Genomic DNA, 14,511 nt, shown 5'->3' with positions numbered 1-14,511 from the left:
ATGGAATTTTTTTGGTACGTAGTTTTAATGGGAATTTTGGCCGTTTATCTGGTTTTAGACGGTTATGATTTTGGTGCAGGAATTATTCATTTATTTTTTGCTGATACAGAAAAGGATAAAAAAGCAATTACGAATGCAATTGGTCCGTTTTGGGATGCCAATGAAGTTTGGTTAATTGCAGCGGGAGGTGTTTTGTTTTTTGCTTTTCCGACATTATATGCCTCTTCTTTCAGCGGATTTTACCTTCCGTTGATTATGATTTTATGGCTTTTGATTTTTCGAGCCATCGGATTGGAGATGCGCGGTCAGGTACATAATCATATGTGGGAAAGTATTTGGGATAAAGCGTTCGGACTTGCGAGTTTGCTTTTGGCTTTGTTCTTTGGAATTGCATTGGGAAATATCGTTCGCGGTGTAAATCTTGGAATGGTGCAAAACGGAGTTTCAACGCAGGAAGCGCATTATTTCTTTCTGCCTTTATGGAATCCAACTTTTAGTCCGCAGGCAAATGAACTGGGAATTATTGACTGGTTTACGCTTTTTCTCGGTGTTGTAAGTGTTGTGGCTTTGACGATTCACGGTGCAAACTGGATTATTTATAAAACGAATTCTGCTTTAAATCCGAAATTGAAAAAAGTTGTTTTTGCGTTGAATATTGTTTTGCTGGTCTTAGTTTGTATCTCGCTTCAGATTTGGCATTTTATTGAACCAAAACCGTTTCATAATTTCGTTGAAAACCCGATTCTTTGGTTTTTTCCGTTATTGACTTTTGTTGGGATTTTAGGTCTGTTTAAAGTGCGTTCCTTTAAAAAAGATGGTCATGGGTTTTTATTCTCGACGTTCTTTTTAGTTGGAGGATTTGCTTCGACAGCTGTTTCGATTTTTCCAAATGTACTGCCTTCAACCAATAAAGTAAATCCGTCGTTGACAATTTATAATACTGCTGCACATGAATATGGATTAAATGCTGGATTGAGTTGGTTTTTTATAGCACTATTTTTGGTAATTATTTATTTCATAATTCAATATCGCGTTTTCAGCGGAAAAATGGATGATATTGGATATGGAGAACATTAAGTTTTTGTTTGCCACAAATTGCACAAATTTTCACCAATTATTATTTGAATTAAAAATAAAATGAATTGCCTCCAGTTTTAACTGGAGGTTTTTTTTAGTTCAATGATTTGGCTTTAGCCAAAATTATAAGGTTTGGTTAAGGGCTTTTATTTGTATAGATTTGTTTACTTTCTAGTAAAGTTAAGAGGGAATTGAAACTAGTACTATATATGGGAAAAGAAGATTTTGAGTTTTCAAATATACAAGTAAAAAAAGCTTTGAATATTGGAGTTGGTATTTTTGCAGTTTTTCTTTTTATTAAAACCTTTCTCATTGATACTGATAAGAAAAGAATTGATAATTCACTCAAAAACATTAAAGAGGAAAGTTTTGATGGATTAGTAATTGATAAAGGTTTTGATAAATTCAATCATAACGCTTCAGTGATATATTTTAAAGATAAAACTAAAGTTGCTCTTTTTGGTCAGTTTTGGGCACAAATTAATATTGGAGATTCACTGATAAAGAAAAAAGGAGAAACAATTATTACGGTTTATAGAAATAAAGAAAAATTTATTTTGGATAATAAAGAGATAATGGATTCTTGGAGAAAATAAAATAGATTGAAACGTGGTTTTACCCAAATATGCGTTAGGGATAGGAGCGGTATCTCCCGATTTAGAAAAACAAGGCTTTTTAGCCGTAGTTTTTGTTAATCGGGAATTTAGCGGATAGCCCGGCCGAAGGAAACGCCCAAAAAATGTAAATCATTTTGATCGATATTTAATAAAACAAAATATTTACAAAAACGGCTAAAAGAATACTAAAATAACAATAAATGAGGAATCTGTTTGTTTTCTGGAAATAAACAGAATTTTATTTTGATTTTTGACAGAATTTCAAAATATAATGTCCTAATTAAGCCCATTTTATAAGCATAATCATCAATTAAAGATTTAATTACAACTAATAGTTATATTCTATAAGTTACGGCGTAAGAAAAAAAAGAAGTTATTGCTTAATATTGCGTATCTAAGAATTTTTTCCCCTAGAATTCTTAGAAAAGTGATTTCCAAAAAAACTTAAATTTATTTTTTACCTACCTAGAATTATGCCCTTAAAAATTTTACCCGACAAGATTAAATTTGATTACAACTCAAAAAAATGGCAGTACGAATTTGACGAAATAAGAGAGCTTAGATTACTCAAAAAAAAGAAAAAGTATTTGCTGGAAAATGGTGCTTTCATTGTTGTAACTGCAGCTGCTTATTATTGTATGATTTTTTCCAACTTAATGGATCTATATTATATTATCCCAGCACTTTTATGTTATACGCTTATTATAGCGGCAAGATTTAAAAATAAGAATGAGTTCGAGTATTTTATTTTTGTAAAAGATATTTACAGGAAGGAAATAAGAACAAAAATTGCTTCCGAAGATCGTGTTTTAATTGGTAAACAGATAGATCGATATTTAGGTCTTCAGTTTGAAAGAAGCATAGGAAGAACTGCGTAATAAGATAATTCAAAAATGTTTGTATTTAAGATTGCACTTTATGATTTTGTTTTCATAATGGCAGCTTTTATGTACGGTTACTTTATTACCAAAAGAAAAAATTAACCAATTTCTACTATATAAATTACTTAGAATGTAGTAGCTTTAGAATACCCAAAAATAAGTATAGTTATGTCGTTACTATTTTTAACGGCTGGCTGTTTTAACTATACATGACCCCAAATCAGAAAAATTATGGCCGCAACAATTAAAAACAAAATCAGAAACATTAGAGAGTTAAAGAATTATACTCAAGAATACATGGCAGAAAGATTAGGTGTGACCCAGGCAGGTTACAGCAAAATTGAAAAGGGAAAAACTTCTTTGAGTTATGAAAAACTGGTTGACATAGGAAAGATTTTAGATGTTACAGTAGAAGATATTATTAGTTTTGAATACGATAAGTACTTCAGCAATTTTAATAATAACAACAATAGTAAAATAACAGGAAACAACAACGGGAGTATTTTAATAAATGCTGATAATTCATCAGTATTAAAGGAGCTTTACGAAGATAAAATTCAATTATTAGAAAAGCTCTTAAATAGAACAGAGAATGAACTTCAACGTTATAAAATAAAATTTGGGGAGATATAAAATTGCTGGACGAGCTTGTTTTTTGCAAACTGGACTGTAGGGGAGTTTCTTCTTTGTAATACATTCGCTTTTTAACTAAACATTTAAAGCAATGGATTACAAAATCAAAAAAGCAAGTATTGAAGATCTCAATGAAGTAGCAGAACTTTTTAACCTTTATCGTGTTTTTTATCGTCAGGAATCGAATGTAGAAAAAGGGAAAGCATTTCTTAAAGATCGGTTATTAAATAATGAATCGGATATTTTTTTAGCAATTGCAGATCAAAAAGCGGTTGGATTTGTGCAGCTCTACAAACTTTTTCATTACACAAAATTGCAAAAGCAATGGTTGTTAAGTGATCTTTTTGTTCATCCGGAATATCGTAGTAAAGGGTTGTCTGTTGCATTAATTGATCGCAGTAAACTATGGTGTGAAGAAACCGGAGCATGTGGGTTAATGTTGGAAACAGAAAAAACAAATGTTATAGGAAATCAATTGTATCCTCGTTGTGGATTTGAATACGATGGACTTCACAATTATTATCACTGGTGGAGAACAGAAAAATAACACAGAAACGGTATCGGTTAATATTGATTATTTTATTTGTTTAAAACAACATTTGTATTAATATAAAACTCATGTCAAAAAAAATCCGTTTATCTTCGTGGATAAACGGATTTTTTTAGTTTCATCTTTGTCAAAGCTTAGGCTTTGACAAAGATTACTCTACAAGTAAAACTAAATTCAAAATATAAAAAAAACTACGCTGATCTGCTGGATCTTCGTATAACTTTAGAACAAGACTTCTTTTGTAATGATGTAAAATCCCATTACAAGTACAAACCACCCAAAAAGCGGTTTTAATTTTGAGCCATCTATTTTTTTAGAAAGCTGACTGCCAATAAACATTCCGATTAAAGCCATTGCTGATACACTTAAAAGAAAAGTATAATTGATAGGTGTGCCAATGTACAAATCGCCGGCAAAACCTATTGAGGAATTAATCGTAATAATCAATAACGAGGTTCCAACAGCTTGTTTCATAGGTAAATTGGCAAAAAAAAGCAAAGCTGGAATAATTAAGAATCCGCCTCCAGCACCAAGAAAACCAGTTACAATTCCAACTAGAAATCCAATAATACTTAATTGTAGATAGTTGGTTTCTGCCGATTTTATTTCGGGCTGATTTTTTTTGATCATCGAAATTGCTGCAGTAATCATTAAGACAGAAAAGATTACCATAATCAGAAAATCTTTTGAAACTGTATAGGATGCTACACAAAATAAGGTTTTGGCAATCTGCGGAAAAATTACTTCACGTATAATCAGAATAGAAACCACCGAAGGAACTGCAAAATACAAAGCCGACTTCAGTTTTAGATTCCCCATTTTATAATGGCTGTAACTGCCAAATAAAGCCGTTAATCCCACAATAAACAAAGAGTAAGAAGTAGCCTGGTCTGGATTGACCTTAAATAAATAAACTAAAATTGGAATAGTCAAAATCGATCCGCCTCCGCCTATTAAGCCAAGTGTGATTCCGATTATGATTGAAGCAAAAAAGCCAAAATATTCCATTGCATTTATTTTAATGCAAAGTTGCCTCGGAAATTAGAATCCCACAGTAACATTTATCACAGAAGGATTTTTTTAGCCACGAATTTTACAAATTTTCACAAATTATTGTGTCACATTGAGCGAAGTCGAAATCCTTTCTGGGCTTCGACTTCGCTCAGCCTGACACCAGGAAATATTTTAGCCACAGATTAAAAGGATTAGATGGATTTTCTATTCTTAATAAAAAGAAATCATAATAATCCTTTTAATCTGTGGAAAAAAAAACTTTTACTTTAATAATTCAATCTGGTTTCGGTTGAGTTTTACCAGACCGCGTTGTTCCATTTTTTTGAGTAATCTGGAAACAACTTCTCGAGAAGTATTCAATTCGGTTGCGATTTCTTGATGTGAAAGATTAACTTCAGAACAGCCACAGGCATCTGAGTGTCTTTTTAAATAAAACTCTAAACGTTCGTCCATAGAACGGAAAGCAATATTATCGACTACTTCCAAAACTTCTTCAAAACGGCTTCTGTAGGTTTCAATGACAAATTCGTACCAGCTTCGATGCTCCATCATCCATTTATCCATAGATTGCAGTGGAATCATCATTACCGAAACATCTTCAACCACTTTGGCCATAATTTGGCTTTTTTCGCTTTTTGCCGTGCAGATCATTGAAATTGCGCAAGCTTGGCCTGGTTGTAAATAATACAATAAAAATTCGCCGCCATCTTCACCCTGACGATAAATTTTGATTTTACCTTTGGTAATTAATGCCGTATTCTTGATGTATTGCCCTGTACGCATCAAAATAGTTCCGGCCTCAAAATCCTGAAGACTTCCATTTTCTTCAATAGTAGCAATAAGTTCGTTGGAGAAATTAGGAAAGATGGTTTTTAATGAATTTTGCATTGTTATAAATAGTTTTGTCACATCGAGCGGAGTCGAGATGTATAGAGTTCTCGACTCCGCTCGAACTGACAGATGTGATTTTTTACGACTTAAATTTTATCAAAAAGAGATTGAAAATTATAATTTGTTACAAAGATAATAGTTTGATTTGGTATTAATTGTCAAGAAACTAGAATTTAGATGTATTTTATGAAAATGAAAAAATCCTATTTTCTACCGATTTTGTAGACTGAATTTTTAAAAATAGTAACTAAATTTGTAAATCACTGATTATAATACTTTCTCTAAAACGTTTTCTGAGAATAATAATCGAAATCGCATTTGGTACGTTTTTTATAAATAGAAACGTCGTAATTTTACAAAAACACATTTTATTATGAATTTATCACAAGAAGATTGGGTTGCTCAGTTAGAAGCTGACGAAAATGCAGTTATACTTGACGTAAGAACTGAAGACGAATTTAATGACGGCTACATTGAGAATGCTTTAAACATTGATATCAATAAAGGGCAGGGGTTCATTTACGAAATTGAAGAATTAGATAAAAATAAAAATTATTATGTATACTGTCGTTCTGGGGCTAGAAGTGCAAAAGCATGCCAGATTATGAACGAATTGGGTATACAAAATGCCTACAATCTGCTTGGCGGAATCCTGGATTGGGAAGGCGAAACAGTACAACCATAAAAGAAGAAGAGGCATAAAAAAGCCTCTTTTTTCTTTTGATTATAGAATTACCAGACCATTAAATAACCAAATTATGAGTTTTATACCAGAAGAATATCAGATTAATACGCTGATAAATCAAGATACTTATCTTGTAAATGGAGAATTGAAACAATGGACAGGGCAAACCACACCTGTGTTTTCTACTATTTCTTCAACAGAAAAATATTCGCCGACTTTATTAGGATCGATTCCTTTTATGGGAGAAAAAGAAGCAGCAGAAGTAGTTGAAGCTGCAACGAATGCTTATGATATGGGGCAAGGTTTATGGCCGACTATGAAAGTTGCCGATCGTATTAAAAGCATGGAGAATTTTGTGAAACAAATGAAAGAAACCCGCGAAGAAGTAGTAAAATACTTGATGTGGGAAATTGGGAAATCATTAGGAGATTCGCAGAAAGAATTCGACAGAACAGTAGAATATATTTACGATACTATTGCCAGCTATAAAGAATTAAACGGACGCAGCTCGCATTTTGAAAAAGTACAGGGCGTAAACGCTATGATTCGTCGTGGACCTCTTGGAGTTGTATTATGTCTTGGACCATATAATTATCCTTTAAACGAAACTTTTTCATTGTTGATTCCAGCTTTGATTATGGGAAATACTGTAATCTTCAAGCCTGCTAAACATGGTGTTTTATGTATTTCACCATTATTGGAAGCTTTCAGAAGCAGTTTTCCAAAAGGTGTAATCAACATTGTTTACGGTAGAGGACGTGAAGTGGCTTCTCCAATCATGAAATCTGGAAAAATTGATGTTTTGGCATTAATTGGAAACAGTAAATCGGCTATTGCTTTACAAGACCAGCATCCAAATAAAAATAGATTGCGTTTGATTTTAGGGCTTGAAGCTAAAAATCCAGCAATCATTTTACCAGATGCCGACTTAGATTTAGCTATTCAGGAATGTATTACCGGAAGTTTGTCTTTTAATGGACAGCGTTGTACGGCTTTGAAAGTATTATATGTTCATGAATCTATTAGAGAAGAATTCAACAAACGTTTTGCTGAAAAAGTAGATAGCTTAGTTTTTGGAAATCCATGGGATAAAGGAGTTTCTTTAACTCCGCTTCCGGAATCAGAAAAACCAAGTTATATTCAAGGATTAATTGATGATGCAACTGGTAAAGGAGCAAAAATCATTAATGAAAAAGGAGGAAAACATACTGATAATTATATTTTTCCAGCCGTTTTATATCCGGTAAACAAGGAAATGCGAGTGTATCACGAAGAACAATTTGGACCGGTAGTTCCAGTTCTTTCGTTCAAAGACATTAAAGAACCATTGAAAGATATGGCTGAATCAAATTACGGTCAGCAGGTAAGTTTGTTTGGTAAAGATATTAAGACACTTGCACCACTTATTGATGCTTTGGTAAACTTAGTTTGCAGAGTAAACTTAAATAGTTCTTGCCAAAGAGGACCAGACGCGTTCCCTTTTACAGGACGTAAAGATTCGGCTGTGGGAACTTTGAGCATTCCAGATGCTTTGCGTTCTTTCTCAATCCGTACGTTTGTAGCTTCAAAAGATATCGATTATAATAATGAGATTCTGCAGGAATTGCTGAACAGCAAAGAATCGAATTTTATTAATACCGATTATATTTTGTAGTCATCAAGGTTATATATTAATTTGTAGATACCGTTTGTCGCTTTAGTGGCAGACGGTTTTTTATTTTTTAAGATGCTGAGATACTAAGATGCTAAGATTCTAAGTTTTCTTGTTAAAAGTTAGAAGTTAGAAGTTAGAAGTGTTAGCTCTAACCACAACGAACAACAAACAACAAACAATAAACAACAAACAATAAACAATAAACTACAAACCACCAACCTCATAACAATTCACAATTAATAATTAAATTTGCAATGCTTTGTAACAATAGTCGAAAGAAATCCACTAATTTGTTATCAAAAATTAATTTAAAAGACCTAAGAATAACTTATGGAAAAGAGAATATTGCATTTTGCAGTAGTAGCATTTGTTTTTTTTACCCAAAATACCTTTGCTCAGGAACTTTATATGCCAAGAAATATAAAACAGGCTTACCTAAACGGAACACGTTCTAAAGACGGAAAACCTGGAACTAACTACTGGCAGAACCACGGAAAATATAATATGGAAATTGCTGTTGATCCTGCAACGAAAATTGTAAGTGGAACAGAAACCATTATCTACGAAAACAACAGTAAAGACACTTTAAGAAGTTTGGCCATCCGATTTGTGAACAATCTTCATAAACCATCCTCGCCTAGAGGAAGCAGTGTAAGTGATGATTTTTTAAGTGATGGATTAACTATCTCATTACTAAAAATAGAGAACGAGGTTTATAAAGAAAATGCCAGAAAATGGGGGACAGTTGGAACTGTAAAATTGAAAAAAGCAATTTTACCGAACTCAAAAACCATCATAAATATCCAATGGAGTTATCCGTTGTCTAAAGAAAGTGGCAGAGAAGGTCAAATAGACGAAACTACTTTTTTTGTTGCCTATAGTTATCCGCGAGTTTCGGTTTATGATGATTATAATGGCTGGGATATGTTGCCGCATACAGATCGTCAGGAGTTTTATAATGATTTTAATGATTATGTTTTCTCTGTAAAAGCACCTAAAAATTATATTGTTTATGCGACGGGGGATTTAGTAAATCCAGACGAGGTTTTACAGCCGGAATTTGCAGCTCGTTTGAAAAAGTCTTATACAACAGATGAAATCTTGCATATCGCAAACGAACAAGAAATGAAAAGCGGTATTGTGACGAAACAATACGATTGGAATGTTTGGAAGTTTGAAGCGAAAAATATTACTGATGTTACATTTGGTTTAAGTGATCATTATTTGTGGGATGCAAGCAGTGTGGTTGTCGATAAGAAAACAAATCGTCGCGCAAGTGTACAAGCAGCTTATGATGTTAATGGAACTGATTTTGTAAATTCGGTAAAGAATAATCAATTCGCTTTAGATTGGTTTTCTAATAATTGGCCTGGAGTTCCGTACCCTTTTTCTAAAATGACGGCTTTTCAAGGTTTTGCAGATATGGAATATCCAATGATGTGTAATGATTCGCAGATGGGAGATGCAAAATTTGCACAATTGGTACAAGATCATGAAGTTGCACATACTTATTTTCCTTTTTATATGGGAATTAATGAAACGCGTTATGCTTTTATGGATGAAGGATGGGCAACTACTTTTGAATATTTAATCGGAATTGATGAGCATGGAAAAGAAGCTGCAGATGCATTTTATAAAAATTTTAGAGTAAAAGGATATATCAACGATCGCTCTACAGAAGAAGATCAGCCGATTATCTCAATGTCTACGCAGGTTTCTGGAGCGGGTTATGGAAATAATTCATACGGAAAAGCTTCTTTGTCTTATCTGGCTTTAAAAGACATGTTAGGCGATGAATTGTTCAAAAAAGCATTGCACGATTACATGGATACTTGGAACGGAAAACATCCAATTCCATGGGATTATTTTAATTCTTTCAATACCTCAACAGGAAAGAACCTAAATTGGTTTTTCAATAATTGGTTCTTTACAAACCATTATTTAGATATTGCAGTTAAAAGTGTTTCTGCTGATAATAAAGTTATTACAGTAGAGAATATTGGTGGTTTTGCGATTCCTTTTGATGTTATAATTACTTATGCAGATAATTCAAAAGTAACTTTACATCAAACGCCTGCAATTTGGGAAAAGAATCAAAAAATGGCTAAAATTGTGTTGAAAAACACAAAGAAAATTAAACAAGTAGAACTTGACGGTGGTATTTTTATGGATGCAACTCCTAAAAATAATAGCCTAATGGTGAAATAATTAAAAATGTCTGGAGAAAAAGATTTAAAACAATTACTAAAAAGCATGAAACCTGAATTGAATGCAGGAAATTATGTTTTTTGTCAGGTAGAAAATTTGGGAAACATTAATCTAGATATTGTAGAAATGTTTTTCAGGGAAAAAGAAGCAATTACTTTAATACTAAAAAAAGAAACTGCTGATTTATTGCAATTAGAGTATTCCGTTCTAATGGCTTGGATAACGCTTACAGTACATTCGTCGTTAGAAGCTGTGGGTTTAACAGCCGCGTTTTCGAAAGCACTTTCGGATAATGGAATCAGTTGTAATGTCGTGGCAGCTTATTATCACGATCATATTTTTGTAAATGAAAAAGATGCAAAAAAAGCGATTGAAGTCTTGAATTCATTTTCGAATTAATAACAAAGTTCAATAAAATAAAAAGAGAATCTAATGTTTTAGGTTCTCTTTTTATTTTGATTCATTTTAAATAGTTTAAAAATACATGAAAAAAGTAGGAAACTTTATTCAAAAAAATTAGGTTTGCAGAGCAACAAATCAATCCCCCATTATAATGAAAAAAACATTCCCCCTAATTGTTTTTTTGATTAGCCTTCAATTTTTTGGACAAAATGACCAAAAGACTGCATTTCAAAAAAGCAAGTATGAATTAGCTATTTCCTACTACAAAAAAGCTGATTTTGTTAAAGCTATAGATTTATTCTCTTTAGCGGCTAAAATTAAACCTGAAAACGAAATTGCTCAGGAAGCAATAAAAAAAGTAGATACTTTGCGTGAAGTACTGCGAAAAGAAATCTTGGATCAAGCAGTTGGTACCTGGAAAAGGTCTGGAAGCCAGCCGGTTTGGGCAAGTACAACTGCAGAGACTGAAAACCAATCAGTAGTTGAAGAACTGATTGAAATTAAAGAAAATCAGATTTTGTTTTACGAAGTAGATAAAAAAACGAAAGCTAAGAAGCTTTTAAAAACAGAAGATTTAATTTATAATGATGCCAATAATACGGTATCATTGTTTTCTGAGATTATCCTTTCTGATGGTACTATTTGGAACTGCAGTCTTAATGAAAAAGCAGATGTGCTTCATGTAATCAATGTAGCAGTTAAAACAGAAGATGGAATCGAAAAAATAAAAAACGATAACGAAGAAAGTTATTACACTAAGTTTTAATAAAAAAGGAGGCTGTCTCAAAAGTCGAGACAACCTCTTTTTTATTTGGGTACCTATCGGAGAAATTTTCCATTTACGCGATTCTCAACAGCTTGATTTTACTTTTGAGACAGCCTCTTTTTTTATATAGTAGATGCTCTACAAGAATTTAAATCCGAGAGAAAAGTTTGTAACTCCAGTTTTAATTTCGCCATTAGAAGAATCTATATCATTTAATCCTGCAAGATATCTTATATCAAAAGTTAATTTCCAAAGATCAACTCCAGCGCCGCCTATTATACTGTGGTTGTTTTTGTCTATTGCAATAGAATTTAAATTATTGCTGGTACTAATGCTGGAATAATTTTTCCAATTGTATCCCGCAAAAATTCGTACGTTTCCTAGTTTTCCTAGTGGAATAAGTTTATATCCAAAAATCAGCGAAGCATCAGTTCCTCCTAGTTTAAATTCGGTTTCACCCACACCATTTTGATAAACACTGAAATTGGATTTTGCATAACCAAATTCGGCTTGACCATAAAAAAGCAAAAGATTTATTCTGGCAAATGCAGCAAAACCAATTCCCGTATTAGTATGATCAGAACTAAAATTACTGGTATTTATAGAAGTGATATTCGTAGAAATTTGAGGTCCAACTTGTATCAATTGCGCGAATCCATTTGCGCAAATACATAAAAATACTGCTAAAAAGAATTTTTTCATAACGGATTTTATTTGATTTTGGCTTCATAAAAATAATCATAATTGACTTAAATTGAATGATTTGTCTGATTTATTTTTTTATAAATAAAGTAGTTTTCAAAAACAATTGAAGTTTCTTGTTTCGTGACAAAAGTGTTATTTTTGATTGACTTGAAATAAATTAAAATGGAAATTAAAAATATTGATGCTTCCGATACATGGAAAATCAGACATGAAGTGATGTGGCCCGATCAGCCGTTTGAATTTGTACAGCTTGATGAAGATAATTTTGGACTGCATTATGGCGTTTTTGATGACAATCAATTAGTTTCAATTGTTTCTTGTTTTATAGAAGGAGATGTGATGCAGTTTAGAAAATTAGCAACTTTAAATTCTTATCAGGGAAAAGGGATTGCCTCTTTACTCTTGAAATATATTTTTAAGACTGCACAAAAAAAAGGAATTAAAAAAATATGGTGTAATGCCAGAAAAGAAAAAAAACAATTCTACGAAAAATTTGGCATGTATGATACTGGAGAAGTTTTTAACAAAGCTGGACAAGAATTTACAATCATGGAAGTTTTGTTTTAAGTTGTTGTAATATAGTTGTTTATGTGGTTTTTGATTCTTTAAAAGTTCTAAATTTGAATTTCTTTTAAACTGAAAACGTTTTCGTTTGCAATTACATGTTAAGGATTTCTTATTTTATTTTTTTTATTCCAATCTTTTATTACTTTCGCACCCAAATGAGAAAGTTAATAGTCTTTTTAGTATTCATGAATATGCTTCTGTTCGGCGGAGGTCAATATCTTAATGCAAATACTTTTGGCTTATCGCAACACCATAATTTTGAAAAGAAACATCGAGTAAAATTCACGAATCATGAACGTGGATCTTCGACTATCGAAGACGCTACTGATATTGATATCGAAGAAGACCTTCTAGGAAAAGATGATGTTGATGGACTTACGAATAAATTTTTCGCAGCATCTTACAGCTTAATAGATGAATTGTATCTGACATTATCAGATCAATCTGCTGCAAATGATTCCAATCGTTTTAAATTTTCTACGCCTTCCTTTGGGCATTCAAATCCTTTATACATTACTCAACGAGTATTAAGAATTTGATTTTAAAATATACATTGGTTGCCTAAGTTGCGATCCTGCATATCTTGCCGCTGTATATTTTTTTCTTATTGCCGCTTATATTACAATTAAGATCAGACTAAAGCTTACTGATGTTACATTCCATCTTTAAGGAATCTTTGTATTCCAAGCATTCAATCGCTTAATTTCCATTTAAACATCATGAAAAGAATCATCTTGATCACAGGCTTTATGGCCTTAGTGTGCTTAACCAGTTGTACACAAAAAAAAGAAGAAAAAGAAGAAGAGGAAAAGTTCACTGTAACTAATCCAGTAAAAATTGACACTTCGTTTACGAAGGAATACGTTTCGCAGATTAGATCTGTACGAAACATCGAAATCCGTGCCCAGGAAAAAGGGTTTTTACAAAACATCTATGTCGATGAAGGACAGTTTGTAAAAAAAGGACAGCTGTTGTTTAGAATTATGCCAAACATGTATCAGTCTGAATTACTTAAAGCTCAGGCGGAACAAAAATCAGTAGAAATCGAATTGCAAAATTCAAAACTTTTGGCTGATAAAAATATAGTTTCTAAAAACGAATTGAGTTCAGCTCAAGCAAAATTACAGTCTGCAAAAGCTGAAGTGGCATTGGCAAAACTACATTTATCATTCACAGAAATCAGAGCGCCATTTGATGGAACAATTGACAGAATTCCATTGAAATTAGGAAGTTTAATTGATGAAGGTGAATTATTGACAAGTCTTTCAGACAACAGTCAGATGTTTGCTTATTTCAATGTTTCTGAGCCTGAATATATCAGCTATGAAACAAACATTAAAGATCGTGCAGATAACAAAGTGAATTTGGTTTTGGCTAATGGAGACATTTTCAAAGAAAAAGGAAATGTTGAAGTTATAGAAAGTGAATTCAATAACGAAACTGGAAATATCGCTTTTAGAGCAAGATTCCCAAATTCAAGTAAATTGCTTAGAAACGGTGAAACAGGACAAGTTCAAATGAATGTTCCGTTGAAAAATGCTATTGTAATCCCACAAAAAGCTACTTACGAAATTCAGGACAAGAAATACGTTTTCATTGTAGGTAAAGATGACAAAGTAAGTTCAAGAGAAATCACGATTACAGGAGAAATTCCTGATCTATACGTGATCAAAAGCGGACTGAACGAAAACGACAAAATCTTACTTGAAGGCGTTCAGAAAGTAAAAGAAAATGATAAAATTAAATACGAATTTGAATCTCCTAAAAAGGTAATTAATAACCTGCGCTTAAAAGCGGAATAAAAGTATTCAGTCGCAGTTTTCAGTTAAAACTGCTTCTTCAACTTATTGATTTCCTTTTA

16 protein-coding genes are annotated in these 14,511 nt (G+C 32.4%); 13 read left to right on the top strand and 3 right to left on the bottom strand.

The features are described from left to right. From cydB to BM289_RS07015, 5 genes are all read left to right on the top strand, one after another. On the top strand, nt 1-1,077 hold the full coding sequence (gene cydB, locus BM289_RS07035) for a cytochrome d ubiquinol oxidase subunit II (RefSeq protein ID WP_091492008.1): 1,077 nt from the start codon (nt 1-3) through the stop codon (nt 1,075-1,077). Between the two features lie 209 nt (nt 1,078-1,286). Continuing rightward, a complete protein-coding gene (locus BM289_RS07030) occupies nt 1,287-1,673 on the top strand; it encodes a hypothetical protein (RefSeq protein WP_091492006.1) in 387 nt (128 codons plus the stop codon). A gap of 494 nt (nt 1,674-2,167) precedes the next feature. Further along, nucleotides 2,168-2,572 carry a hypothetical protein gene (locus BM289_RS07025; protein WP_091492004.1) on the top strand — a complete coding sequence of 135 codons (405 nt, stop codon included), beginning with the start codon at nt 2,168-2,170 and terminating at the stop codon, nt 2,570-2,572. A 234-nt stretch (nt 2,573-2,806) separates the two neighbouring features. Then, the gene (locus BM289_RS07020) at nt 2,807-3,208 is read left to right on the top strand and encodes a helix-turn-helix transcriptional regulator (RefSeq protein WP_091492002.1); all 402 of its coding nucleotides are present in this window, start codon (nt 2,807-2,809) and stop codon (nt 3,206-3,208) included. A gap of 91 nt (nt 3,209-3,299) precedes the next feature. Beyond that, on the top strand, nt 3,300-3,755 hold the full coding sequence (locus tag BM289_RS07015) for a GNAT family N-acetyltransferase (protein WP_091492001.1): 456 nt from the start codon (nt 3,300-3,302) through the stop codon (nt 3,753-3,755). Nucleotides 3,756-3,980: 225 nt separating this feature from the next. Here the strand turns inward: BM289_RS07015 and BM289_RS07010 are convergent, their stop codons facing one another. Further along, nucleotides 3,981-4,766, bottom strand: a complete 786-nt coding sequence (locus tag BM289_RS07010) for a sulfite exporter TauE/SafE family protein (protein ID WP_091491999.1) — start codon at nt 4,764-4,766, stop codon at nt 3,981-3,983. Nucleotides 4,767-5,033: 267 nt separating this feature from the next. Continuing rightward, entirely contained in the window at nt 5,034-5,660 is a 627-nt protein-coding gene (locus tag BM289_RS07005; protein WP_091491998.1) for a Crp/Fnr family transcriptional regulator, read from the bottom strand. Nucleotides 5,661-6,036: 376 nt separating this feature from the next. Here BM289_RS07005 and BM289_RS07000 point away from each other — a divergent pair, with 376 nt between their 5' ends. The 5 genes from BM289_RS07000 to BM289_RS06980 all read left to right on the top strand — a co-directional run bounded on the left by BM289_RS07000 (nt 6,037) and on the right by BM289_RS06980 (nt 11,378). Continuing rightward, nucleotides 6,037-6,348 carry a rhodanese-like domain-containing protein gene (locus BM289_RS07000; protein ID WP_091491996.1) on the top strand — a complete coding sequence of 104 codons (312 nt, stop codon included), beginning with the start codon at nt 6,037-6,039 and terminating at the stop codon, nt 6,346-6,348. A 73-nt stretch (nt 6,349-6,421) separates the two neighbouring features. Next, entirely contained in the window at nt 6,422-8,002 is a 1,581-nt protein-coding gene (locus BM289_RS06995) for an NADP-dependent glyceraldehyde-3-phosphate dehydrogenase (RefSeq protein WP_091491995.1), read from the top strand. A gap of 330 nt (nt 8,003-8,332) precedes the next feature. After that, complete coding sequence (locus BM289_RS06990) at nt 8,333-10,210, top strand: M1 family metallopeptidase (protein WP_091491993.1); 1,878 nt, start codon at nt 8,333-8,335, stop codon at nt 10,208-10,210. A gap of 6 nt (nt 10,211-10,216) precedes the next feature. Continuing rightward, nucleotides 10,217-10,609, top strand: coding sequence for an ACT domain-containing protein (locus tag BM289_RS06985; protein WP_091491991.1), 393 nt, complete (start codon nt 10,217-10,219; stop codon nt 10,607-10,609). 154 nt (nt 10,610-10,763) lie between these two features. After that, nucleotides 10,764-11,378, top strand: coding sequence for a tetratricopeptide repeat protein (locus BM289_RS06980; protein WP_091491989.1), 615 nt, complete (start codon nt 10,764-10,766; stop codon nt 11,376-11,378). A gap of 138 nt (nt 11,379-11,516) precedes the next feature. Here BM289_RS06980 and BM289_RS06975 read toward each other — a convergent pair whose 3' ends face one another. After that, nucleotides 11,517-12,080 (bottom strand): outer membrane beta-barrel protein, encoded by a 564-nt coding sequence (locus tag BM289_RS06975; protein WP_091491988.1) that lies wholly within the window; start codon nt 12,078-12,080, stop codon nt 11,517-11,519. A gap of 165 nt (nt 12,081-12,245) precedes the next feature. Between BM289_RS06975 and BM289_RS06970 the strand changes: the two genes are divergently transcribed. The 3 genes from BM289_RS06970 (at nt 12,246) to BM289_RS06960 (ending at nt 14,452) form a co-directional block, all read left to right on the top strand. Then, nucleotides 12,246-12,650 (top strand): GNAT family N-acetyltransferase, encoded by a 405-nt coding sequence (locus tag BM289_RS06970; protein ID WP_091491986.1) that lies wholly within the window; start codon nt 12,246-12,248, stop codon nt 12,648-12,650. A 155-nt stretch (nt 12,651-12,805) separates the two neighbouring features. Continuing rightward, the gene (locus BM289_RS06965) at nt 12,806-13,189 is read left to right on the top strand and encodes a hypothetical protein (RefSeq protein ID WP_091492320.1); all 384 of its coding nucleotides are present in this window, start codon (nt 12,806-12,808) and stop codon (nt 13,187-13,189) included. Nucleotides 13,190-13,369: 180 nt separating this feature from the next. Continuing rightward, nucleotides 13,370-14,452 (top strand): efflux RND transporter periplasmic adaptor subunit, encoded by a 1,083-nt coding sequence (locus BM289_RS06960; protein ID WP_091491985.1) that lies wholly within the window; start codon nt 13,370-13,372, stop codon nt 14,450-14,452. The last annotated feature ends 59 nt before the right edge of the window (nt 14,453-14,511 follow it).

The organism is Flavobacterium phragmitis (assembly GCF_900112575.1).
Lineage (GTDB): Bacteria > Bacteroidota > Bacteroidia > Flavobacteriales > Flavobacteriaceae > Flavobacterium > Flavobacterium phragmitis.
Note: the sequence above shows the minus strand (reverse complement) of the source record. Positions and strands in the feature narration are given on the sequence as shown.

What these genes read in the sequence shown, in the direction of transcription:
- cydB (WP_091492008.1), top strand. Translation starts at nt 1, where the DNA reads ATGGAATTTTTTTGGTACGTAGTTTTAATGGGAATTTTGGCCGTTTAT.
- BM289_RS07030 (WP_091492006.1), top strand. Translation starts at nt 1,287, where the DNA reads ATGGGAAAAGAAGATTTTGAGTTTTCAAATATACAAGTAAAAAAAGCT.
- BM289_RS07025 (WP_091492004.1), top strand. Translation starts at nt 2,168, where the DNA reads ATGCCCTTAAAAATTTTACCCGACAAGATTAAATTTGATTACAACTCA.
- BM289_RS07020 (WP_091492002.1), top strand. Translation starts at nt 2,807, where the DNA reads ATGGCCGCAACAATTAAAAACAAAATCAGAAACATTAGAGAGTTAAAG.
- BM289_RS07015 (WP_091492001.1), top strand. Translation starts at nt 3,300, where the DNA reads ATGGATTACAAAATCAAAAAAGCAAGTATTGAAGATCTCAATGAAGTA.
- BM289_RS07010 (WP_091491999.1), bottom strand. Translation starts at nt 4,766, where the DNA reads ATGGAATATTTTGGCTTTTTTGCTTCAATCATAATCGGAATCACACTT.
- BM289_RS07005 (WP_091491998.1), bottom strand. Translation starts at nt 5,660, where the DNA reads ATGCAAAATTCATTAAAAACCATCTTTCCTAATTTCTCCAACGAACTT.
- BM289_RS07000 (WP_091491996.1), top strand. Translation starts at nt 6,037, where the DNA reads ATGAATTTATCACAAGAAGATTGGGTTGCTCAGTTAGAAGCTGACGAA.
- BM289_RS06995 (WP_091491995.1), top strand. Translation starts at nt 6,422, where the DNA reads ATGAGTTTTATACCAGAAGAATATCAGATTAATACGCTGATAAATCAA.
- BM289_RS06990 (WP_091491993.1), top strand. Translation starts at nt 8,333, where the DNA reads ATGGAAAAGAGAATATTGCATTTTGCAGTAGTAGCATTTGTTTTTTTT.
- BM289_RS06985 (WP_091491991.1), top strand. Translation starts at nt 10,217, where the DNA reads ATGTCTGGAGAAAAAGATTTAAAACAATTACTAAAAAGCATGAAACCT.
- BM289_RS06980 (WP_091491989.1), top strand. Translation starts at nt 10,764, where the DNA reads ATGAAAAAAACATTCCCCCTAATTGTTTTTTTGATTAGCCTTCAATTT.
- BM289_RS06975 (WP_091491988.1), bottom strand. Translation starts at nt 12,080, where the DNA reads ATGAAAAAATTCTTTTTAGCAGTATTTTTATGTATTTGCGCAAATGGA.
- BM289_RS06970 (WP_091491986.1), top strand. Translation starts at nt 12,246, where the DNA reads ATGGAAATTAAAAATATTGATGCTTCCGATACATGGAAAATCAGACAT.
- BM289_RS06965 (WP_091492320.1), top strand. Translation starts at nt 12,806, where the DNA reads ATGAGAAAGTTAATAGTCTTTTTAGTATTCATGAATATGCTTCTGTTC.
- BM289_RS06960 (WP_091491985.1), top strand. Translation starts at nt 13,370, where the DNA reads ATGAAAAGAATCATCTTGATCACAGGCTTTATGGCCTTAGTGTGCTTA.